Source organism: Arthrobacter sp. Ha26, from assembly GCF_059091705.1.
The window spans coordinates 289,468-309,767 of sequence record NZ_JBNHGX010000001.1 but is presented as its reverse complement, the minus strand read 5'-3'; the positions used below and the strand labels follow the sequence as shown (position 1 = coordinate 309,767).

The 20,300-nt window shown below is 61.9% G+C and carries 26 protein-coding genes; 25 read left to right on the top strand and 1 reads right to left on the bottom strand.

What is annotated here, in order from left to right:
- Positions 1-10: 10 nt before the first annotated feature.
- The 6 genes from AC5RVY_RS01425 (at position 11) to AC5RVY_RS01400 (ending at position 8,964) form a co-directional block, all read left to right on the top strand.
- Positions 11-3,910 carry a DNA-directed RNA polymerase subunit beta' gene (locus tag AC5RVY_RS01425; RefSeq protein ID WP_493952918.1) on the top strand — a complete coding sequence of 1,300 codons (3,900 nt, stop codon included), beginning with the start codon at positions 11-13 and terminating at the stop codon, positions 3,908-3,910.
- Positions 3,911-4,257: 347 nt separating this feature from the next.
- The gene (gene rpsL / locus AC5RVY_RS01420; protein ID WP_009358312.1) at positions 4,258-4,632 is read left to right on the top strand and encodes a 30S ribosomal protein S12; all 375 of its coding nucleotides are present in this window, start codon (positions 4,258-4,260) and stop codon (positions 4,630-4,632) included.
- Between the two features lies 1 nt (position 4,633).
- Positions 4,634-5,104 (top strand): 30S ribosomal protein S7, encoded by a 471-nt coding sequence (gene rpsG / locus AC5RVY_RS01415; RefSeq protein WP_026531948.1) that lies wholly within the window; start codon positions 4,634-4,636, stop codon positions 5,102-5,104.
- A 69-nt stretch (positions 5,105-5,173) separates the two neighbouring features.
- Positions 5,174-7,288 (top strand): elongation factor G, encoded by a 2,115-nt coding sequence (fusA, locus tag AC5RVY_RS01410; protein WP_091415057.1) that lies wholly within the window; start codon positions 5,174-5,176, stop codon positions 7,286-7,288.
- A 261-nt stretch (positions 7,289-7,549) separates the two neighbouring features.
- Positions 7,550-8,740 (top strand): elongation factor Tu, encoded by a 1,191-nt coding sequence (gene tuf / locus AC5RVY_RS01405; RefSeq protein ID WP_493952917.1) that lies wholly within the window; start codon positions 7,550-7,552, stop codon positions 8,738-8,740.
- Between the two features lie 98 nt (positions 8,741-8,838).
- Positions 8,839-8,964: a hypothetical protein gene (locus AC5RVY_RS01400; protein ID WP_493952916.1), complete on the top strand. Its 126-nt coding sequence runs from the start codon at positions 8,839-8,841 to the stop codon at positions 8,962-8,964.
- A gap of 9 nt (positions 8,965-8,973) precedes the next feature.
- Here AC5RVY_RS01400 and AC5RVY_RS01395 read toward each other — a convergent pair whose 3' ends face one another.
- Complete coding sequence (locus AC5RVY_RS01395) at positions 8,974-10,410, bottom strand: GH1 family beta-glucosidase (protein ID WP_493952915.1); 1,437 nt, start codon at positions 10,408-10,410, stop codon at positions 8,974-8,976.
- A gap of 400 nt (positions 10,411-10,810) precedes the next feature.
- On the opposite strand from AC5RVY_RS01395, the gene rpsJ reads away from it, so the two are divergent.
- The 19 genes from rpsJ to rpmD all read left to right on the top strand — a co-directional run bounded on the left by rpsJ (position 10,811) and on the right by rpmD (position 20,299).
- Complete coding sequence (gene rpsJ, locus AC5RVY_RS01390; protein ID WP_043119398.1) at positions 10,811-11,119, top strand: 30S ribosomal protein S10; 309 nt, start codon at positions 10,811-10,813, stop codon at positions 11,117-11,119.
- Between the two features lie 17 nt (positions 11,120-11,136).
- On the top strand, positions 11,137-11,787 hold the full coding sequence (rplC, locus tag AC5RVY_RS01385; protein WP_013601833.1) for a 50S ribosomal protein L3: 651 nt from the start codon (positions 11,137-11,139) through the stop codon (positions 11,785-11,787).
- Positions 11,788-11,792: 5 nt separating this feature from the next.
- A complete protein-coding gene (gene rplD / locus AC5RVY_RS01380; protein ID WP_493952914.1) occupies positions 11,793-12,416 on the top strand; it encodes a 50S ribosomal protein L4 in 624 nt (207 codons plus the stop codon).
- Complete coding sequence (gene rplW, locus AC5RVY_RS01375; RefSeq protein ID WP_011692807.1) at positions 12,413-12,718, top strand: 50S ribosomal protein L23; 306 nt, start codon at positions 12,413-12,415, stop codon at positions 12,716-12,718. The genes rplD and rplW overlap by 4 nt, the downstream gene beginning before the upstream one ends.
- A 29-nt stretch (positions 12,719-12,747) precedes the next feature.
- Positions 12,748-13,587 (top strand): 50S ribosomal protein L2, encoded by an 840-nt coding sequence (gene rplB / locus AC5RVY_RS01370; protein ID WP_043454598.1) that lies wholly within the window; start codon positions 12,748-12,750, stop codon positions 13,585-13,587.
- A 12-nt stretch (positions 13,588-13,599) separates the two neighbouring features.
- Positions 13,600-13,881: a 30S ribosomal protein S19 gene (gene rpsS, locus AC5RVY_RS01365; RefSeq protein WP_003803803.1), complete on the top strand. Its 282-nt coding sequence runs from the start codon at positions 13,600-13,602 to the stop codon at positions 13,879-13,881.
- A 38-nt stretch (positions 13,882-13,919) separates the two neighbouring features.
- On the top strand, positions 13,920-14,285 hold the full coding sequence (gene rplV, locus AC5RVY_RS01360; RefSeq protein WP_461172065.1) for a 50S ribosomal protein L22: 366 nt from the start codon (positions 13,920-13,922) through the stop codon (positions 14,283-14,285).
- A complete protein-coding gene (gene rpsC / locus AC5RVY_RS01355) occupies positions 14,286-15,119 on the top strand; it encodes a 30S ribosomal protein S3 (protein ID WP_493952913.1) in 834 nt (277 codons plus the stop codon). It begins immediately after the preceding gene.
- A complete protein-coding gene (gene rplP / locus AC5RVY_RS01350) occupies positions 15,120-15,536 on the top strand; it encodes a 50S ribosomal protein L16 (RefSeq protein WP_050054315.1) in 417 nt (138 codons plus the stop codon). It begins immediately after the preceding gene.
- Between the two features lie 2 nt (positions 15,537-15,538).
- Entirely contained in the window at positions 15,539-15,868 is a 330-nt protein-coding gene (gene rpmC / locus AC5RVY_RS01345) for a 50S ribosomal protein L29 (protein WP_018760452.1), read from the top strand.
- Entirely contained in the window at positions 15,865-16,170 is a 306-nt protein-coding gene (rpsQ, locus tag AC5RVY_RS01340; RefSeq protein WP_009358300.1) for a 30S ribosomal protein S17, read from the top strand. Before rpmC ends, rpsQ begins: the two co-directional genes overlap by 4 nt.
- Before the next feature lie 457 nt (positions 16,171-16,627).
- Positions 16,628-16,996: a 50S ribosomal protein L14 gene (gene rplN, locus AC5RVY_RS01335; RefSeq protein WP_009358299.1), complete on the top strand. Its 369-nt coding sequence runs from the start codon at positions 16,628-16,630 to the stop codon at positions 16,994-16,996.
- 3 nt (positions 16,997-16,999) lie between these two features.
- Entirely contained in the window at positions 17,000-17,362 is a 363-nt protein-coding gene (rplX, locus tag AC5RVY_RS01330; RefSeq protein ID WP_013601824.1) for a 50S ribosomal protein L24, read from the top strand.
- A complete protein-coding gene (gene rplE, locus AC5RVY_RS01325) occupies positions 17,362-17,943 on the top strand; it encodes a 50S ribosomal protein L5 (RefSeq protein ID WP_493952912.1) in 582 nt (193 codons plus the stop codon). Before rplX ends, rplE begins: the two co-directional genes overlap by 1 nt.
- Positions 17,944-18,031: 88 nt before the next feature.
- Positions 18,032-18,430 carry a 30S ribosomal protein S8 gene (gene rpsH, locus AC5RVY_RS01320; RefSeq protein ID WP_050054318.1) on the top strand — a complete coding sequence of 133 codons (399 nt, stop codon included), beginning with the start codon at positions 18,032-18,034 and terminating at the stop codon, positions 18,428-18,430.
- Positions 18,431-18,448: 18 nt separating this feature from the next.
- Positions 18,449-18,985, top strand: coding sequence for a 50S ribosomal protein L6 (rplF, locus tag AC5RVY_RS01315; RefSeq protein ID WP_493952911.1), 537 nt, complete (start codon positions 18,449-18,451; stop codon positions 18,983-18,985).
- A gap of 2 nt (positions 18,986-18,987) precedes the next feature.
- Positions 18,988-19,371 carry a 50S ribosomal protein L18 gene (rplR, locus tag AC5RVY_RS01310; RefSeq protein ID WP_493952910.1) on the top strand — a complete coding sequence of 128 codons (384 nt, stop codon included), beginning with the start codon at positions 18,988-18,990 and terminating at the stop codon, positions 19,369-19,371.
- Entirely contained in the window at positions 19,368-20,090 is a 723-nt protein-coding gene (rpsE, locus tag AC5RVY_RS01305; RefSeq protein ID WP_493952909.1) for a 30S ribosomal protein S5, read from the top strand. Before rplR ends, rpsE begins: the two co-directional genes overlap by 4 nt.
- 2 nt (positions 20,091-20,092) lie before the next feature.
- Complete coding sequence (gene rpmD, locus AC5RVY_RS01300) at positions 20,093-20,299, top strand: 50S ribosomal protein L30 (RefSeq protein WP_142038794.1); 207 nt, start codon at positions 20,093-20,095, stop codon at positions 20,297-20,299.
- Position 20,300: the final 1 nt, after the last annotated feature.

Below are 20,300 nucleotides of genomic sequence, written 5' to 3'. Positions count from 1 at the left end.
CAGGGACCATATGTCCAGCGAATCCTCCTTCGGCCTCATGCAGATCGGCCTCGCCACCGCGGAAGACATCCGCGGCTGGTCTTACGGCGAGGTTAAGAAGCCGGAAACCATCAACTACCGCACGCTCAAGCCCGAGAAGGACGGCCTCTTCTGCGAGAAGATCTTCGGCCCGTCCCGGGACTGGGAATGCTACTGCGGCAAGTACAAGCGCGTGCGCTTCAAGGGCATCATCTGCGAGCGGTGTGGCGTTGAGGTCACCCGCGCAAAGGTACGCCGCGAACGCATGGGCCACATCGAGCTCGCCGCTCCCGTTACCCACATCTGGTACTTCAAGGGTGTTCCCTCCCGCCTGGGCTACCTCCTTGACCTGGCACCGAAGGACCTCGAAAAGGTCATCTACTTCGCCGCCTACATGATCACCAGCGTTGACGAGGCCGCCCGGCACGAGGAACTGCCCAACCTGCAGGTTGAGCACGACATCGAGAAGAAGCAGCTCATCGACAACCGCGACTCCGACATCGCGGCGATCGCCCGCGACCTCGAAGGCGAAATCGCACGCCTCGAGGGTGAAGGCGCCAAGGCTGCCGACAAGAAGAAGGCCCGCGACTCCGCCGACCGCCAGATGGCCAACGTGCGCAAGCGTGCCGACGCCGATATCGAGCGCCTCGAGCAGGTCTGGGACCGTTTCAAGAACCTGAAGGTCGCAGACCTCGAAGGTGACGAAGGCCTGTACCGCGAGCTGCGCGACCGTTACGGCATGTACTTCGAAGGCTCCATGGGCGCCGAAGCCATCAAGAAGCGCCTTGAAGGCTTCGACATGCAGGCCGAGTCCGACCTGCTGCGCGACGTCATCGCCAACGGCAAGGGCCAGCGCAAGACCCGTGCCCTCAAGCGCCTCAAGGTGGTCAACGCGTTCCTGACCACCAACAACAGCCCGCTTGGCATGGTCCTCGACGCCGTCCCGGTGATCCCGCCGGAACTGCGCCCCATGGTCCAGCTGGACGGTGGCCGCTTCGCGACCTCCGACCTTAACGACCTGTACCGCCGCGTGATCAACCGCAACAACCGCCTCAAGCGCCTGCTTGACCTGGGTGCTCCGGAGATCATCGTCAACAACGAGAAGCGCATGCTTCAGGAAGCTGTTGACAGCCTCTTCGACAACGGCCGCCGCGGCCGTCCGGTCACCGGGCCGGGCAACCGTCCCCTGAAGTCCCTGAGCGACATGCTCAAGGGCAAGCAGGGCCGTTTCCGCCAGAACCTCCTCGGCAAGCGCGTCGACTACTCCGGCCGTTCGGTCATCGTGGTCGGCCCGCAGCTGAAGCTGCACCAGTGCGGCTTGCCCAAGCAGATGGCGCTGGAGCTCTTCAAGCCGTTCGTGATGAAGCGCCTGGTCGACCTCAACCACGCGCAGAACATCAAGTCGGCCAAGCGCATGGTGGAGCGTTACCGTCCGCAGGTCTGGGACGTGCTCGAAGAGATCATCACCGAACACCCGGTGCTGCTCAACCGTGCACCTACCCTGCACCGCCTCGGCATCCAGGCGTTCGAGCCGCAGCTTGTTGAAGGCAAGGCCATCCAGCTTCACCCGCTGGTCTGTGGCGCGTTCAACGCTGACTTCGACGGCGACCAGATGGCAGTCCACCTGCCGCTGAGCCCCGAGGCCCAGGCTGAGGCCCGCATCCTGATGCTGTCCTCGAACAACATCCTGAAGCCCTCTGACGGACGTCCGGTCACCCTGCCGTCGCAGGATATGATCATCGGCCTCTACCACCTGACCACCAAGCGTGTCGGTTCGGCTGGCGAGGGCCGCGTGTTCGGTTCGGTTTCGGAAGCCATCATGGCGTTCGACGCCCGCGAGCTGCACCTGAACTCGCAGGTCAAGATCCGCCTCGAAGCCTTCGTGCCCTACGCGGGCTGGGAAGCTCCGGAAGGCTGGGAGCCGGGTCAGCCCGCGCTCGTCCAGACCTCCCTGGGCCAGGTCCTCTTCAACGAGACCCTGCCCGAGGACTACCCCTGGGTTGAGGCTGTTGCCGACAAGGGCGAACTGTCCCGCATCGTCAACGACCTCGCCGAGCGCTACCCCAAGGTTGTCACCGCAGCAACGCTGGACAACCTGAAGGACGCCGGTTTCTACTGGGCCACCCGTTCAGGCGTCACCGTTGCCATCTCCGACATCGAGGTTCCGGCCGCAAAGCCGCAAATCCTCGCCGGTTACGAGGAGCGGGCCGCCAAGATCCAGGGACAGTACGACAAGGGCCTGATCGACGACGACGAGCGTCGCCAGGAACTGATCGAGATCTGGAACAAGGCAACCAACGAGATTGCCCAGGCAATGCGCGACAGCCTGTCGCCGATGAACACCATCAACCGCATGGTGTCCTCCGGTGCCCGTGGTAACTGGATGCAGGTCCGCCAGATCGCGGGTATCCGTGGACTGGTGGCCAACCCTAAGGGTGAGATCATCCCGCGTCCCATCAAGTCCTCCTACCGCGAGGGCCTGTCGGTGCTGGAATACTTCATCGCCACCCACGGCGCCCGTAAGGGTCTGGCTGACACCGCTCTGCGTACCGCCAACTCGGGTTACCTGACCCGTCGTTTGGTGGACGTGTCCCAGGACGTCATCGTCCGCGAAGAGGACTGCGGCACCGAGCGTGGCCTGGTCACGCCCATCGCCGTCGCCGATTCCAATGGCGAGCTGGTGCTGGACGAGAACGTCGAGAACAGTGCCTACGCACGTACGCTCGCCGTCGACGTCGTTGACTCCGAGGGCAAGGTCCTCGCAGCCGCCGGCACCGACTGTGGCGACGTGGTCATCGATGAGCTCTTCAAGGCAGGCATCACCGAGGTCAAGGTCCGCTCCGTACTCACCTGTGAGTCCAGCGTCGGTACCTGCGCCCTGTGCTACGGCCGTTCGCTGGCCACCGGCAAGACCGTGGACATCGGCGAGGCCGTGGGCATCATCGCCGCACAGTCCATCGGTGAGCCCGGTACCCAGCTGACCATGCGTACGTTCCACACCGGTGGTGCTGTTTCCGCCAGCGGCGGCGACGACATCACCCAGGGTCTGCCCCGTATCCAGGAGCTCTTCGAAGCCCGTACTCCGAAGGGTGTTGCACCGATTGCTGAAGCAGCCGGCCGCATCACCATCGAAGAGTCCGAGCGCCAGATGCGCCTGGTCATCACTCCCGATGACGGAACCGAAGAGATCGCCTACCCGGTCCTGCGCCGTTCACGCCTGCTGATCGAGGATGGCGACCACGTCACCGTCGGCCAGAAGCTGATCAACGGACCGGTGGATCCCAAGCAGGTCCTGCGCATCATGGGCCCGCGTGCGGCACAGAAGTTCCTGGTGGACGAAGTCCAGGGCGTGTACCGCAGCCAGGGCATCGGTATCCACGACAAGCACGTCGAGGTTATCGTCCGCCAGATGCTGCGCCGCGTCACGGTCATCGAGTCCGGCGAATCGGACCTGCTGCCCGGCGAGCTTGCCGAGCGCAGCCGCTTCGAGGAGGCCAACCGCCGCGTGGTGTCCGAGGGCAAGACTCCGGCATCCGGACGTCCTGAGCTCATGGGCATCACCAAGGCGTCCCTGGCCACCGAGTCCTGGCTGTCCGCGGCTTCCTTCCAGGAGACCACCCGCGTCCTGACGCAGGCGGCCATGGAAGGCAAGAGCGACCCGCTGCTCGGCCTCAAGGAGAACGTCATCATCGGTAAGCTGATCCCGGCCGGCACGGGCCTCCCGCGCTACACCGAGGTCACCGTGGAGCCCACTGAAGAAGCAAAGGCCAACCTGTTCACCGGCCCCAGCGCGTTCAGTGACTTCTCGTACGACACGCTGGGCGGCGACGGAGCTCCTGAGTTCCACGCCATCCCGCTGGATGACTACGACCTGGGCAACGACTTCCGGTAGCCCGGAGATCAGTTGAAGGCCCCGTCTCCGCCTGCTTTTCGCAGGGGGAGGCGGGGCCTTTCGTATACACCCGATTAAGGCCCGGGATCAAGCCGTGCTAGAATTTTGGTAATTGTTCTGTGTGGCAGTGGATGAAGGCCGCCGCGGCATCATTTTGGTTTTGTTCTCATGATGCCGGGTGTGAGCTTGTTTCCGGGTTGCGGGTAAGGTGCGCAATGAATGCCACCATTTTGCACGCCTAAGCACGAGTCGATACGCCAAGGCTGCAGGGACAACGCCAAAACCGATGCAGAGACGGCTGACGCCTGAATGTTCCGGTAGAGATCAAACCAACGGAGAACACGAGAGTGCCTACGATTAACCAGCTGGTCCGCAAGGGCCGCACGCCTAAGGTCTCAAAGACCAAGGCTCCCGCGCTTAAGGGCAGCCCCATGCGCCGCGGTGTTTGCACCCGCGTCTACACCACCACCCCGAAGAAGCCGAACTCGGCTCTGCGTAAGGTGGCACGTGTGCGCCTCAACGGCGGCGTCGAAGTAACCGCCTACATCCCCGGTGTGGGACACAACCTGCAGGAGCACTCCATTGTGCTCGTCCGCGGTGGTCGTGTGAAGGACCTCCCGGGTGTCCGCTACAAGATCGTCCGTGGCGCCCTCGATACCCAGGGTGTCAAGAACCGTAAGCAGGCCCGCAGCCGCTACGGCGCAAAGATGGAGAAGAAGTAATATGCCTCGCAAGGGTCCGGCCCCCAAGCGGCCGCTCGTACTAGATCCCGTTTACGGCTCCCCGCTGGTGACCCAGCTCATCAACAAGGTTCTTGTTGACGGAAAGAAGTCCACCGCAGAGCGCATCGTTTACGGTGCCCTCGAAGGTGCACGTGCCAAGTCCGGCGGCGACCCCGTTGCAGCCCTCAAGAAGGCCATGGACAACGTCAAGCCTTCCCTCGAGGTCCGCTCCCGCCGTGTCGGTGGCGCTACCTACCAGGTTCCGGTTGAGGTCAAGCCCGGCCGCTCCACCGCACTCGCCCTGCGCTGGCTGGTTGGCTACTCCAAGGCCCGCCGCGAGAAGACGATGACCGAGCGCCTCCAGAACGAAATTCTGGATGCCTCCAACGGTCTCGGTGCCGCTGTGAAGCGTCGCGAAGACACCCACAAGATGGCCGAGTCCAACAAGGCCTTCGCACACTACCGCTGGTAATACTCCCCGGCCGCCGCCGGCTCAACCGAGCCGGCGGCGAACGTGTAGTCCATCCCAAAAGGAGACCCCGTGGCACAGGACGTGCTTACCGACCTTAGTAAGGTCCGCAACATCGGCATCATGGCCCACATTGATGCCGGCAAGACCACCACAACCGAGCGCATCCTGTTCTACACGGGTGTGAACCACAAGATCGGCGAAACGCACGACGGCGCTTCGACCACTGACTGGATGGAACAGGAAAAGGAACGCGGCATCACCATCACGTCTGCCGCCGTGACCTGCTTCTGGGAAAACAACCAGATCAACATCATCGACACCCCCGGCCACGTTGACTTCACCGTTGAGGTTGAGCGCTCCCTGCGCGTCCTCGACGGCGCTGTCGCCGTCTTCGATGGCAAGGAAGGCGTTGAGCCCCAGTCTGAGACCGTTTGGCGCCAGGCTGACAAGTACAACGTCCCGCGCATCTGCTTCGTCAACAAGATGGACAAGCTCGGTGCCGACTTCTACTTCACCGTAGACACCATCATCAGCCGCCTCGGCGCCAAGCCGCTGGTTATGCAGCTGCCGATCGGTGCCGAGAACGACTTCATCGGCGTCGTGGACCTGCTCTACATGCGTGCACTGGTGTGGCCCGGCGATGCCAAGGGTGACGTGACCATGGGTGCCAAGTACGAGATCCGCGAGATCCCGGCTGACCTCCAGGAAAAGGCCGAAGAGTACCGCGCGAACCTCGTTGAGACCGTCGCGGAATCCTCCGAGGAACTCATGGAGAAGTACCTCGAAGGCGAAGAGATCTCGATCGACGAGCTCAAGGCCGGCATCCGCAAGATGACGATCAACTCCGAGCTCTACCCGATCTTCTGCGGTTCTGCGTTCAAGAACCGCGGCGTGCAGCCCATGCTCGACGCAGTTGTGGACTACCTGCCGAACCCGCTCGACGTCCCCCCGATGGTCGGCCACGATCCTCGCGACGAAGAGAAGGAACTGACCCGCAAGCCTTCTTCCGAAGAGCCGTTCTCCGCACTGGCCTTCAAGATTGCCGCGCACCCGTTCTTCGGCCAGCTCACCTTCATCCGCGTGTACTCCGGTCACGTGGAGGCAGGCGCCCAGGTGGTCAACTCCACCAAGGGCAAGAAGGAGCGCATCGGCAAGCTCTTCCAGATGCACGCCAACAAGGAAATGCCCGTCGAGGGCGCTACCGCCGGCCACATCTACGCAGCTATCGGTCTGAAGGACACCACCACGGGTGACACCCTGTGCGACTCCGCAAACCAGATCGTGCTCGAGTCCATGAGCTTCCCGGAGCCCGTGATCTCGGTTGCCATCGAGCCGAACACCAAGGGTGACCAGGAGAAGCTCTCCACGGCCATCCAGAAGCTCTCCGCTGAGGACCCCACCTTCCAGGTGTCCCTCAACGAAGACACCGGTCAGACCATCATCGCCGGCATGGGCGAGCTCCACCTGGACATCCTGGTGGACCGCATGCGCCGCGAGTTCAAGGTCGAAGCAAACGTGGGCAAGCCCCAGGTTGCTTACCGCGAAACCATCAAGCGCGCCGTCGAACGCCACGACTACACGCACAAGAAGCAGACCGGTGGTTCGGGCCAGTTCGCAAAGATCCAGATCGCGATCGAGCCGCTGGACACCGCCGAGGGCGAGCTGTACGAGTTCGAGAACAAGGTCACCGGTGGCCGCGTTCCCCGCGAGTACATCCCGTCGGTTGACGCCGGTATCCAGGATGCACTGAACGACGGCGTCCTGGCAGGTTACCCGGTTGTCGGCATCAAGGCCACGCTGATTGACGGCGCGTACCACGATGTTGACTCCTCGGAAATGGCGTTCAAGATCGCCGGCCGTATGGCTTTCAAGGAAGCCGCACGCAAGGCGAACCCTGTTCTGCTCGAACCGCTGATGGATGTCGAGGTCCGCACCCCTGAGGAATACATGGGTGAAGTTATCGGTGACCTCAACTCCCGCCGTGGCCAGATGCAGTCCATGGAAGACGCACAGGGCGTCAAGGTCATCCGTGCGCACGTTCCGCTGTCCGGCATGTTCGGCTACATCGGCGACCTGCGCTCCAAGACCCAGGGCCGCGCTGTGTACTCCATGACGTTCAACAGCTACGCCGAGGTCCCGAAGGCAGTTGCCGACGAGATCATCCAGAAGACCCGCGGCGAATAGTCTTCGGACTCTCGCAGCGAACAAATTCGGGTGCGCTTGCCGGTAACGGAAAGCACAGCCGGTGCAGGTGGCCGGGAACGGTCGGATTCATCCGGTTACGCCGGTTCCGGCCATCTGCACGAACAGGCTCGAGGGACTAGTATTAGTTCCTGAATCTGCAATTTCACCAATCCAAAGCCCCCCAAGTAGACTTACCTGAGTTTCTGCCGCGACAAGCGCGGTTGAAGGGTATGTCATTTGAAAAAGTTCTAGGAGGAACCTGTGGCAAAGGCAAAGTTCGAGCGGACTAAGCCGCACGTTAACATCGGCACCATTGGTCACGTTGACCACGGTAAGACGACGTTGACGGCCGCCATTTCCAAGGTGCTGTACGACAAGTACCCGGATCTCAACGAGAAGCGCGACTTCGCGTCGATCGACTCTGCTCCCGAAGAGCGTCAGCGTGGCATTACCATCAACATCTCCCACGTGGAGTACCAGACCGAGAAGCGCCACTACGCACACGTAGACGCTCCGGGTCACGCTGACTACATCAAGAACATGATCACCGGTGCTGCCCAGATGGACGGCGCAATCCTCGTGGTTGCTGCTACCGATGGCCCCATGGCGCAGACCCGCGAGCACGTTCTGCTCGCCCGCCAGGTTGGTGTTCCCTACCTGCTGGTCGCCCTGAACAAGGCTGACATGGTTGACGACGAAGAGCTCCTTGACCTCGTTGAGATGGAAGTTCGTGAGCTGCTCAGCTCGCAGGGCTTCGATGGCGATGAGGCTCCGGTTGTTCGCGTTTCCGGCCTGAAGGCTCTGGAAGGCGACCCCGAGTGGGTCAAGTCCGTTGAGGAACTGATGGCTGCCGTGGACGAGTCCGTTCCGGACCCCGTACGTGACCGCGACAAGCCGTTCCTGATGCCGATCGAGGACGTCTTCACCATCACCGGCCGTGGCACCGTTGTTACGGGCCGCGCCGAGCGTGGAACCCTCGCCATCAACTCCGAGGTCGAGATCGTCGGCATCCGCCCGGTCCAGAAGACCACGGTTACCGGTATCGAGATGTTCCACAAGCAGCTCGACGAAGCATGGGCCGGCGAGAACTGTGGCCTGCTGCTCCGCGGTCTGAAGCGCGATGACGTAGAGCGTGGCCAGGTTGTCGTCAAGCCGGGTTCCATCACCCCGCACACCGACTTCGAGGCTAACGTCTACATCCTCTCCAAGGACGAAGGCGGACGTCACAACCCGTTCTACTCCAACTACCGCCCGCAGTTCTACTTCCGTACCACGGACGTAACCGGCGTTATCACCCTGCCCGAGGGCACGGAAATGGTTATGCCTGGCGACAACACTGAGATGACCGTTGCGCTCATCCAGCCCATCGCTATGGAAGAGGGCCTCGGCTTCGCAATCCGCGAAGGCGGCCGCACCGTCGGTTCAGGACGTGTTACCAAGATCATCAAGTAATTCTTGTTGAACTGAAAAACAGCCCCGCTGCACTGCAGCGGGGCTGTTTTTTGCGTTAACGGCGGCTGATAGGGTTGCTGGACTGAAAGGAGTTCATCATGGGATGGCTTATTTTCCTCATTGTTGCGGTTGCCGTGGTGGCCGGAGTGTTCTGGGCCAAGAAGCATTTCCGCCACGAGATAGACCGGGCCAAGCGGATCAACCGGGCAAACAAGAACCAGTAGGCAGGGAGGCTAGGCCCGGAGCGCCTTCCGCGCCTTGCTCAGCTCCTGGTACCAGTAAAACGACTGCTTGGGGGTCCGCTCCAGCGTCTTGAAGTCCACGTGCACCAGTCCGAAGCGCTGCGAGTACCCGGCGGCCCACTCGAAATTGTCCATCAGGGTCCACACGTAGTAGCCGCGCAGGTCCACACCTGAAGCCGGTCCGCCTGGAGCGGTCGCATCCAGCGCAGCCTGCAGATGCGAGGCGAGGTAGTGAACGCGGTCCTCATCCTGCACCGGGCCGGATACCTGGTCCGGCTCGGGAAAACTGGCTCCGCCTTCGGTGATGTACACCGGAGGCAGCATGTCGCCGTACCGGTCCTGCAGTTCTTTCAGCAGGACGCCCAGATGGCGCGGAGCCACCGGCCAGCCGAACCCGGTGCTCTCGTATTCGGGGTATCCCACTTCGTGGAACGGGAGCCGGGCCATGGCCTTGTACATATTGGCCGGGATTGGCGTCAGCCCCCGGCCGAGCGCCACCTTCACGGGGAAGTAGTAGTTAAGGCCGTAGAAATCCAGCGGCTGGTGGATGGTCCGAAGGTCGGCGTCGGAGATGCGCCCGATGGAGCGCAGCCACGGCCTGGCGTACAGCGGCAGGCTGGGGTAGCGGCCCAGCAGCACGGGGTCCGCGTAGATCCTGTTCATCAGGAGGTCGTACATCCTGGCCACCAGCCTGTCCCCGGGCTTCCTGGTAGCCGGACGGACAGGGGAGTGCAGGTTGGTGACTCCCACCCCGCCCTTGACGCCGGCAGCACGCAGGGCCTGCGCACCCAGTCCGTGGGCAAGGAGCTGGTGGTGGATGGATGGCAGGGCGTCGAACATCAGGGTATGACCCGGGGCATGCACGCCGAGGGCGTACCCGTTCAGCGTGACGGACACCGGTTCATTAAGCGTGACCCACTGCGCCACGCGGTCTCCGTAGCGTTCCCCTGCGGCAGCGGCATAGTCCCCGAACCGTTCGGCTGTTTCCCGGTTCATCCAGCCGCCCCGGTGTTCCAGGGGGAGCGGGGTGTCCCAGTGGTAGAGGGTTGCCATGGGGGAGATGCCGGCCTCGAGCAGCTGGTCGATCAGCCGGTCGTAGAAGTCCAGCCCCTCCGCGTTGAAGGCTCCCCGTCCGTCCGGCTGGATCCTCGGCCAGGACAGGGAGAACCGGTAGGAGTCCACGCCCAGCTCCTGCAGCAGGGCGATGTCCTCCGGGACCCGGTTGTAATGGTCGCAGGCCATGGCGGGGGAGTGCCCGTCCGTGATGCTTCCCGGCTTCTCGGCGAAGGCGTCCCAGCCGGAGGGTCCCCGGCCTCCCGATGTGAGGGCTCCTTCGATCTGGAAGGCAGCTGCGGCCACCCCCAAAGTGAACGACGGCGGCATGCGGCTGGCCAGTTCGGTCACGGTTTCGGTGCTTTCCAGCGTCATGCCCCTATCATCCGTTTCGGCGTGGTGGTTGGCAATGATCCCTTCAGCGGCCCCGGGAAAGGGCCAATTCGCTTCTGGCGCCAAATTCCGGCATACTAGATGAGTTGTTCAAGCGCTTCTTCGTGTCCCGATCCGGATAATGCCGGGTGCCAGGGTCCAAGTGGAAGACCAAACATAACCCACTCCCCATGGAATTGCGGATTTGTATGCGTGCCAAGCGCGACACGCCCGACCGCGGGGGTCGGTTGCGCCGGCAAGGTGAGGAACCCGGATTCATCCGGATTCAGTTTGTGCGGCGGATGGTGGTTACGACCTCAATTGCTTCGGCAGCCATACAACGAGTAAGTGAACAGGGCAGCCCCAACCAGGGGAAGCACAGACTGAAAGAGAGTCAGGCGACATGGCGGGACAAAAAATCCGCATCCGGCTGAAGTCATACGACCACGAGGTCATTGACACTTCAGCACGGAAGATCGTTGAGACGGTCACGCGCGCAGGCGCAACGGTAGTGGGCCCCGTGCCGCTGCCGACGGAGAAGAACGTGTACTGCGTCATCCGCTCTCCGCACAAGTACAAGGACAGCCGCGAGCACTTCGAAATGCGCACGCACAAGCGTCTTATCGACATCATCGATCCCACGCCCAAGGCTGTTGACTCGCTCATGCGTCTCGACCTGCCGGCAGACGTGAACATCGAAATCAAGCTGTAGGGAGGTGCTGAGAGACTATGACCGCAACCCGTAACGTAAAGGGCCTGCTGGGCACGAAGCTCGGCATGACCCAGGTCTGGGACGAGAACAACAAGCTCATCCCCGTCACTGTGGTCCAGGCAGATTCGAACGTCATCACCCAGCTGCGCAACGCAGAAGCTGATGGCTACGTAGCCGTTCAGATCGGCTACGGCCAGATCGATCCCCGCAAGGTCACCAAGCCGCTGGCTGGTCACTTTGAGAAGGCAGGCGTTACGCCTCGCCGCCACGTCGTCGAACTTCGTACCGCAGATGCTGCTGAGTACGAGCTGGGCCAGGAGCTCTCCGTAGAGGTCTTCGAAGCCGGCCAGAAGATCGACGTCATCGGCACCACCAAGGGTAAGGGCTTCGCCGGTGTTATGAAGCGTCACGGCTTCCACGGCGTTGGAGCTTCCCACGGTGCCCACAAGAACCACCGTAAGCCCGGTTCAATCGGTGGCGCATCCACCCCGAGCCGCGTCTTCAAGGGCATGAAAATGGCCGGCCGCATGGGCGCCGTTCGCCACACCACGCTGAACCTCACGGTTCACGCGGTTGACGTCGAGAAGTCGCTGCTCCTTATCAAGGGTGCCGTTCCCGGCGCCCGCGGCCAGGTCGTCCTCGTACGCACCGCCGTGAAGGGAGCCTAGTTTCAATGGCTAACACTGTCCAGGTTGACCTGCCTGCAGAAATCTTCGACGTCCAGACCAACGTGCCGCTGCTGCACCAGGTTGTCGTTGCTCAGCTTGCTGCTGCACGCCAGGGTACCCACAAGACCAAGACCCGCGCTGAAGTTTCCGGTGCAGGACGCAAGCCGTTCAAGCAGAAGGGCACCGGCCGCGCCCGTCAGGGTTCCATCCGTGCTCCTCACATGACCGGCGGTGGCATTGTCCACGGTCCCACCCCGCGTGACTACAGCCAGCGCACCCCCAAGAAGATGATTGCTGCTGCACTGCGCGGCGCACTGTCTGACCGGGCCCGCAACGGACGCATCCACGTTGTCGCCGAACTGGTTGAAGGCACCAAGCCCTCCGCCAAGACTGCATTGGCAACGCTGCGCGGCGTTTCCGACCGCAAGAACCTGCTGGTTGTCATCGAGCGCGCCAACGATGTTGCTGCACTGTCCGTGCGCAACCTCGCCGGTGTTCACGTTCTGTACGCAGACCAGCTGAACACCTACGACGTTCTCGTCTCTGATGACGTTGTCTTCACCAAGGCTGCCTACGAAGCATTCGTTGCCGGCAAGGCAGTGGCAAAGAACGAGGAGGATGCCAAGTGAGTGCAGCCACCATCAAGGATCCCCGCGACGTCGTGCTTGCGCCCGTCGTGTCGGAAAAGAGCTACGGCCTGATCGACGAGGGCAAGTACACCTTCCTGGTGGACCCCCGTTCGAACAAGACCGAGATCAAGCTGGCCGTGGAGAAGATTTTCTCCGTCAAGGTCGAATCGATCAACACCATCAACCGTGCCGGTAAGCGCAAGCGCACCAAATTCGGATGGGGTACCCGCAAGAACACCAAGCGTGCGATTGTCACCCTCAAAGAAGGCACCATCGACATCTTCGGCGGTCCGCTCGCGTAGCGGAGACCACTTTAACGAGGAAATAAATTATGGGAATCCGTAAATACAAGCCGACTACCCCGGGCCGTCGCGGCTCGAGCGTAGCGGACTTCATCGAAATCACGCGGTCAACGCCGGAAAAGTCGTTGGTACGTCCGCTGCCCAAAAAGGGCGGCCGTAACAACACCGGTAAGATCACCACCCGTCACAAGGGTGGCGGACACAAGCGCCAGTACCGTCTGATCGACTTCCGTCGCCACGACAAGGACGGCGTTGACGCCCGCGTTGCTGAAATTGAGTACGATCCGAACCGTACGGCTCGCATCGCCCTCCTGCACTACGTTGATGGCACCAAGCGTTACATCATCGCCCCGAACAAGCTGTCCCAGGGTGACTTCGTAGAGGCAGGTGCCAACGCTGACATCAAGCCTGGCAACAACCTGCCCCTGCGCAACATCCCCGTGGGTACCGTTATCCACGCAGTTGAACTGCGTCCGGGTGGCGGCGCCAAGATGGGCCGCTCCGCCGGTGCATCGATCCAGCTCGTCGCCAAGGAAGGCCGCTTCGCCCAGCTGCGTCTGCCCTCCGGTGAAATCCGCAACGTTGACGTGCGCTGCCGCGCAACCGTCGGCGAGGTGGGCAACGCCGAGCAGTCGAACATCAACTGGGGCAAGGCCGGCCGTATGCGCTGGAAGGGCGTCCGCCCGACCGTCCGTGGTGTCGCCATGAACCCGGTTGACCACCCGCACGGTGGTGGCGAGGGTAAGACGTCCGGTGGACGTAACCCCGTCAACCCGAACGGTAAGCGGGAAGGCCGCACGCGCCGCCCCAACAAAGAGAGCGACAAGCTTATTGTGCGTCGCCGTCGTACTGGCAAGAACAAGCGATAGGAGCCTGGACACATGCCACGCAGCCTGAAAAAAGGTCCTTTCGTTGACCAGCACCTCTTTGTGAAGGTAGCCAGGGAAAACGAAAAGGGCACCAAGAACGTCATCAAGACCTGGTCCCGCCGTTCGATGATCATCCCCGACATGCTCGGGCACACGATCGCCGTACACGACGGACGCAAGCACATCCCGGTGTTTGTCACTGAGTCGATGGTCGGGCACAAGCTCGGCGAATTCGCTCCCACGCGGACATTCCGCGGCCATGTCAAGGACGACCGTAAGGGCAAGCGCCGCTAGGCGCCTGCACTTACGTCAAAGACGAGAGAAGGAAAGCAATGGAAGCCAAGGCAATTGCGCGCCACATCCGCGTAACGCCTATGAAGGCCCGGCGCGTCGTCAACCTTGTTCGTGGTTTGCAAGCGAATGAGGCTCTGGCAATTCTGAAGTTTGCCCCGCAGGCAGCTTCGGAGCCGGTATTCAAGGTAGTTCAGTCGGCAATCTCCAACGCCCGGGTCCTCGCAGACCGCGACGGCCTGGCGTTTGACGAAGGCGACCTCATCATCAGCGAAGCGTTTGTTGATGAAGGCCCGACCATGAAGCGGTTCCAGCCGCGTGCCCAGGGTCGTGCATTTCAGATCAAGAAGCGCACCAGCCACATCACCGTGGTAGTCGCTACCCCGGAGAAAGAGGAGGCTCGCTAAGTGGGACAGAAAGTAAACCCGCACGGGTTCCGACTCGGCATCACCACCGATCACGTATCGCACTGGTTCGCTGACAGCACCAAGGCCGGCCAGCGGTACAAGGACTTCGTTCGCGAAGACATCCGCATCCGCCAGCTCATGTCCACGGGCATGGAGCGCGCCGGTATCGCCAAGGTCGAGATCGAGCGCACCCGTGACCGTGTCCGCGTGGACATCCACACGGCCCGCCCGGGCATCGTCATCGGCCGCCGTGGAGCAGAAGCAGACCGCATCCGCGGCGAGCTCGAAAAGCTCACCGGCAAGCAGGTCCAGCTGAACATCCTCGAGGTCAAGAACCCCGAGATGGAAGCGCAGCTTGTTGCCCAGGGCGTTGCTGAGCAGCTGACTTCACGTGTGGCATTCCGCCGCGCGATGAAGAAGGCCATGCAGTCCGCGCAGCGTGCAGGTGCCAAGGGCATCCGTATCGCCTGCTCGGGTCGACTGGGTGGCGCTGAAATGTCCCGCTCGGAGTTCTACCGCGAAGGCCGTGTGCCCCTGCACACCCTCCGCGCGAACATCGACTACGGCTTCTACGAAGCCAAGACCACCTTCGGCCGCATCGGTGTGAAGGTATGGATCTACAAGGGTGACGTCACCGCCAAGGAACTGGCCCAGCAGGCCGCTTCCGCCCCGTCCCGTGGAGGCCGCGCAGGCGACCGTCCGGGCCGCCCGGGTGGCGCTGACCGTGGTGACCGCCGCCGTCGCAACGACCGTCCGGCCGCTGACGCAGCTCCTGCTGCAGAGGCTCCGGCAGCTGAAGCTGCTGCTCCCGCAGCAGAAGGAGGACAGGCTTAAATGCTTATCCCACGTCGAGTCAAGCACCGTAAGCAGCACCACCCGGGTCGTTCCGGCGCTGCTACCGGCGGCACCAAGGTCACTTTCGGTGAGTACGGCATCCAGGCCCTGAGCCCGGCATACGTCACCAACCGTCAGATCGAGTCCGCCCGTATCGCGATGACCCGCCACATCAAGCGTGGCGGCAAGGTCTGGATCAACATCTACCCGGACCGCCCCCTCACCAAGAAGCCTGCCGAAACCCGCATGGGTTCCGGTAAGGGTTCACCGGAATGGTGGGTCGCAAACGTCAAGCCGGGCCGGGTTCTCTTCGAGATCTCCGGCGTCGAAGAATCGGTAGCACGCGAGGCACTGCGCCTGGCAATCCACAAGCTCCCGTTGAAGGCACGCATTCTGCGTCGCGAAGGTGGTGAATAGAAATGGCAGTAGGATCCAAGGATCTGGCTCCCGCACAGCTGGACGGTTTCGACAACGAGCGTCTCGTTGAAGAACTCCGCAAGGCCAAGGAAGAGCTGTTCAACCTGCGTTTCCAGTCCGCCACCGGACAGCTGGAGAACCACGGTCGGCTGCGCGCGGTAAAGAAGGACATCGCCCGCATCTACACCGTTCTCCGTGAGCGCGAGCTGGGCATTCGTGCTGAGGTTGCCGCACCTGTTGTGGAAGCCAAAGAAGAGAAGAAGTCCAAGAAGGCTGCAACCAAGAAGGCCGAGAAGGCTGAGACGGTTGAGACCGAGGAGGATGCCAAGTGAGTGAAAAGGACCAGAACGTGACCGAAACTGCTACCGCAGCCACGGCTGAGCAGCGCGGTTACCGCAAGACGCGTCGCGGCTATGTGGTCTCGGACAAGATGGAAAAGACCATCGTTGTCCAGGTTGAAGACCGCGTGAAGCACGCACTGTACGGCAAGGTCATCCGCCGTACCTCCAAGGTCAAGGCACACGATGAGAACAACACCGCCGGCATCGGCGACCTCGTTGTCATCGCCGAGACCCGTCCGCTGTCCGCCACCAAGAACTGGCGGCTCGTGGAAATCCTCGAGAAGGCCAAGTAGCACCTGCTGCCTAGCCTGAAGCCCCTGCTCCCTTCGGAGAGCGGGGGCTTCCTCGTTTAAGCCTCGGGAACGTACGACGGCGGCGACACGGCTTCCCGGGGGAGCGGCAGCCAGGGCGGGCCAATAGGCTGCCGTGGGTGACGCCGTCGTCCGTCTTGCGGGGGAGCCCCAGCCGGTGATATGGGGATGGGAGGAAAGCGTGCTAGGATATTGAGTTTGTATGGCGCCTTTCGCGCGCCGTCATCAAACTCGTAAACAAGCGTGCCACGGCATAGTGCCCCCTTGCGCCCAGGACCAGTCCTGGACCGGATGGGAGCAACTGCTTCTGGCACGGGCGTTTAGGCCTGGTCTGGCAAAATCCAGGCAGGTCAAGAGACACCCCGATCAACCGTTCCGCAAGGCTCATTCCGTAGGAAGTTTTTCGGTCTGAGAACCGGCGCGACGCAAGGAGTAAATAGTGATTCAGCAGGAGTCGCGGCTCAAGGTCGCCGACAACACGGGTGCTAAGGAAATCCTTACCATTCGCGTTCTCGGTGGATCCGGTCGTCGCTACGCAGGCATCGGTGACGTCATTGTCGCCACCGTCAAGGATGCAATCCCGGGCGGCAACGTAAAGAAGGGCGATGTTGTCAAGGCAGTCATCGTCCGTACCAAGAAGGAACGCCGCCGTGCGGATGGTTCCTACATCAAGTTTGACGAGAACGCAGCTGTGATCCTGAAGGGCGACGGTGACCCCCGCGGTACCCGTATCTTCGGACCGGTTGGTCGTGAACTGCGTGACAAGAAGTTCATGAAGATCGTTTCTCTGGCTCCGGAGGTGCTCTAGTCCATGGCTGCAAAGATCAAGAAGGGTGACCTCGTTCAGGTCATCACTGGCGCCAAGGCTGAGCGCGGCGGCGACCGCGGCAAGCAGGGCAAGGTCCTGCGCGTGTTCACCGACACCAACCGCGTGTTGGTTGAAGGCATCAACCGCGTCACCAAGCACACCAAGGTCGGTCAGTCGCAGCGCGGCACCAAGACCGGTGGCATCGAGGTTGTTGAAGCTCCGATCCACATCTCCAACGTGGCTCTGGTAGACCCCTCCACCAAGAAGCCCACCCGCGTCGGCTTCCGCACTGAAACCGTTGAGCGCAACGGCAAGCAGCGCGAAGTGCGCATCCGCGTGGCCAAGAGCTCAGGGAAGGACATCTAATGACTGAGACTCTCGAGACTCCGGCAACGAAGATCGTTCCTCGTCTGAAGACCAAGTACGCCGATTCCATCAAGAGCACGCTCATTGAGGAATTCAAGTACGAAAACGTCAACCAGGTTCCCCGCCTGGTGAAGGTCGTTGTGAACATGGGTGTTGGAGATGCCGCCAAGGACTCCAAGCTGATCGACGGCGCTGTCCGCGACCTCACCCAGATCACCGGCCAGAAGCCGCAGGTAACCAAGGCCCGCAAGTCGATCGCACAGTTCAAGCTGCGCGAAGGCATGCCCATCGGTGCGCACGCTACCCTGCGTGGCGACCGCATGTGGGAATTCCTGGACCGCCTGGTCACCCTTGCGCTGCCCCGTATCAGGGACTTCCGTGGTCTCTCCGGCAAGCAGTTCGACGGTAACGGCAACTACACCTTCGGTCTGACCGAGCAGGTTATGTTCCACGAAATCGACCAGGACAAGATCGACCGCACCCGCGGTATGGATATCACGGTCGTCACCACTGCCAAGACCGATGACGAAGGCCGCGCGCTGCTCAAGGCGCTTGGTTTCCCGTTCAAGGCCGAAGACTAATCTAACTACGTAAAAGGTCCGGCGGTACGGCTCCCACCTGTGGGTGCGGGACCGCGGAAACCGTTATGAGGAAGGGCAAGAGCCCACAATGACAATGACAGATCCTGTCGCAGACATGCTCACGCGTCTGCGCAATGCAAACTCGGCATACCACGATTCCGTGTCCATGCCGTACAGCAAGCTCAAGGCACGCGTTGCTGACATCCTGAAGGCAGAAGGCTTCATCGCCGGCTGGAAGGAAGAAGACGCTGAGGTTGGCAAGAAGCTGACCATCGAGCTCAAGTTCGGACCGAACCGCGAGCGTTCAATCGCTGGTGTTCGCCGTATTTCCAAGCCCGGTCTGCGCGTTTACGCAAAGTCCACCAACCTGCCGCACGTGCTGGGTGGCCTGGGTGTCGCAATCCTGTCCACCTCTTCCGGCCTCCTGACTGATAAGCAGGCCGGCAAGAAGGGCGTGGGCGGCGAAGTCCTCGCTTACGTCTGGTAACGGGAAAGGAAGAGAATAATGTCACGTATTGGACGTCTCCCCATCACCGTTCCTGCCGGCGTTGAGGTCAAGGTTGACGGCTCTGTCGTCAGCATCAAGGGATCCAAAGGCGAGCTGAACCACACTGTGGCCAGCCCGATCGAGGTCACCCTGGATGCAGACACCCTGACTGTCGCCCGCCCGAACGACGAGCGCGCCTCCCGTTCACTCCACGGCCTGACCCGCACCCTGATCTCCAACATGATCGAGGGCGTTACCAAGGGCTACGAGAAGAAGCTTGAAATCGTCGGTACCGGTTACCGCGTTCAGGCCAAGGGATCTGACCTTGAGTTCGCTCTCGGTTTCAGCCACCCGGTCAATGTCTCCGCACCGGAGGGCATCACCTTTGCAGTTGAGACCCCGACCAAGCTCTCTGTTTCAGGTATCAACAAGCAGCAGGTCGGCGAGGTTGCTGCCAACATTCGCAAGCTGCGGAAACCGGACCCCTACAAGGGCAAGGGCATCCGTTACGCCGGCGAAGTCATCCGCCGCAAGGTCGGAAAGGCTGGTAAGTAACCATGGCCATCTCAATTAACAAGAAGCGTACGAACAAGAGCAAGTCTGCTTCGCGCAGCCGCCGCCAGCTTCGTATCCGTAAGCGCATCTCCGGTACGGCTGCACGTCCTCGCCTGGTCGTCAACCGCTCCGCACGCCACGTATTCGTCCAGGTTGTCGATGACACCAAGGGCCTGACCGTAGCGAGCGCCTCCACTCTGGAAGCCGACCTTCGTGCATTCGACGGCGACAAGACTGCCAAGGCCAAGCGCGTTGGCGAACTCGTCGCAGAGCGTGCCAAGGCTGCCGGTATCGAAGCTGTTGTCTTCGACCGCGGTGGTAACAAATACCACGGCCGGATCGCCGCCGTCGCTGACGGTGCACGTGAAGGTGGGCTGTCACTGTGACGGAAGCAAACAAGGAAAAGGACACTGTGTCTGCAGATCAGAAGGCTACTGAAAACGTAGCTGCCGCTGAGACCACTGCCCCCGCAGCTGCCGACGACCGCCGTGGCGGCGCTCGTCGCGGCGAGCGTGGCGACCGTGGCCAGGGCCGCGGCGACCGTGGTGGCCGTGGTGGCCGCGACGGCGGCCGCGAAGCCGAGAAGAGCCAGTTCGTAGAGCGTGTTGTCACCATCAACCGCGTCTCCAAGGTGGTCAAGGGTGGTCGTCGCTTCAGCTTCACCGCCCTGGTCGTCGTCGGTGACGGCAACGGTATGGTCGGCGTTGGCTACGGCAAGGCTAAGGAAGTTCCTGCCGCAATCGCAAAGGGCGTTGAAGAGGCCAAGAAGTCCTTCTTCCGCGTTCCCCGCGTTGGCAACACCATCCCGCACCGCGTTCAGGGTGAAGCCGCCGCAGGCGTCGTTATGCTGCGTCCGGCTTCCGCCGGTACCGGTGTTATCGCCGGTGGCCCGGTCCGTGCAGTACTGGAGTGCGTGGGCATCCACGACATCCTCTCCAAGTCGCTCGGTTCCTCCAACGCCATCAACATCGTTCACGCGACCGTTGATGCCCTCAAGCGCCTCGAAGAGCCGGCAGCAGTGGCAGCACGCCGCGGCCTGCCCCTCGACGAGATCGCTCCGGCGGCACTGGTGAAGGCACTCCTGAGCCCGAAGGCAGGTGTCTAGTTATGGCAAAGAACCTGATTCCCTCCGACGCCCAGTTGGAGATCACTCAGATCAAGTCCGCCATTGGCGGCAAGCAGAACCAGCGCGACACCCTGCGGTCCCTCGGCCTGAAGCGGATCGGACACACCGTTGTCCGCACCGCCGACGCCGTAACCGTTGGAATGCTCAACACGGTTCCGCACCTGGTACAGGTAGAGGAGGCGAAGTAAC

Coding starts and splice junctions, on each gene's coding strand:
- rplP (WP_050054315.1), top strand. CDS start 15,120: ATGCTTATCCCACGTCGAGTCAAGCACCGTAAGCAGCACCACCCGGGT.
- rplF (WP_493952911.1), top strand. CDS start 18,449: ATGTCACGTATTGGACGTCTCCCCATCACCGTTCCTGCCGGCGTTGAG.
- AC5RVY_RS01395 (WP_493952915.1), bottom strand. CDS start 10,410: ATGACGCTGGAAAGCACCGAAACCGTGACCGAACTGGCCAGCCGCATG.
- rplC (WP_013601833.1), top strand. CDS start 11,137: ATGACCGCAACCCGTAACGTAAAGGGCCTGCTGGGCACGAAGCTCGGC.
- rplD (WP_493952914.1), top strand. CDS start 11,793: ATGGCTAACACTGTCCAGGTTGACCTGCCTGCAGAAATCTTCGACGTC.
- rpsS (WP_003803803.1), top strand. CDS start 13,600: ATGCCACGCAGCCTGAAAAAAGGTCCTTTCGTTGACCAGCACCTCTTT.
- AC5RVY_RS01400 (WP_493952916.1), top strand. CDS start 8,839: ATGGGATGGCTTATTTTCCTCATTGTTGCGGTTGCCGTGGTGGCCGGA.
- rpmD (WP_142038794.1), top strand. CDS start 20,093: ATGGCAAAGAACCTGATTCCCTCCGACGCCCAGTTGGAGATCACTCAG.
- AC5RVY_RS01425 (WP_493952918.1), top strand. CDS start 11: ATGTCCAGCGAATCCTCCTTCGGCCTCATGCAGATCGGCCTCGCCACC.
- rpsG (WP_026531948.1), top strand. CDS start 4,634: ATGCCTCGCAAGGGTCCGGCCCCCAAGCGGCCGCTCGTACTAGATCCC.
- rplR (WP_493952910.1), top strand. CDS start 18,988: ATGGCCATCTCAATTAACAAGAAGCGTACGAACAAGAGCAAGTCTGCT.
- rplB (WP_043454598.1), top strand. CDS start 12,748: ATGGGAATCCGTAAATACAAGCCGACTACCCCGGGCCGTCGCGGCTCG.
- rpmC (WP_018760452.1), top strand. CDS start 15,539: ATGGCAGTAGGATCCAAGGATCTGGCTCCCGCACAGCTGGACGGTTTC.
- rpsJ (WP_043119398.1), top strand. CDS start 10,811: ATGGCGGGACAAAAAATCCGCATCCGGCTGAAGTCATACGACCACGAG.
- rplX (WP_013601824.1), top strand. CDS start 17,000: ATGGCTGCAAAGATCAAGAAGGGTGACCTCGTTCAGGTCATCACTGGC.
- rpsH (WP_050054318.1), top strand. CDS start 18,032: ATGACAATGACAGATCCTGTCGCAGACATGCTCACGCGTCTGCGCAAT.
- rplE (WP_493952912.1), top strand. CDS start 17,362: ATGACTGAGACTCTCGAGACTCCGGCAACGAAGATCGTTCCTCGTCTG.
- rplV (WP_461172065.1), top strand. CDS start 13,920: ATGGAAGCCAAGGCAATTGCGCGCCACATCCGCGTAACGCCTATGAAG.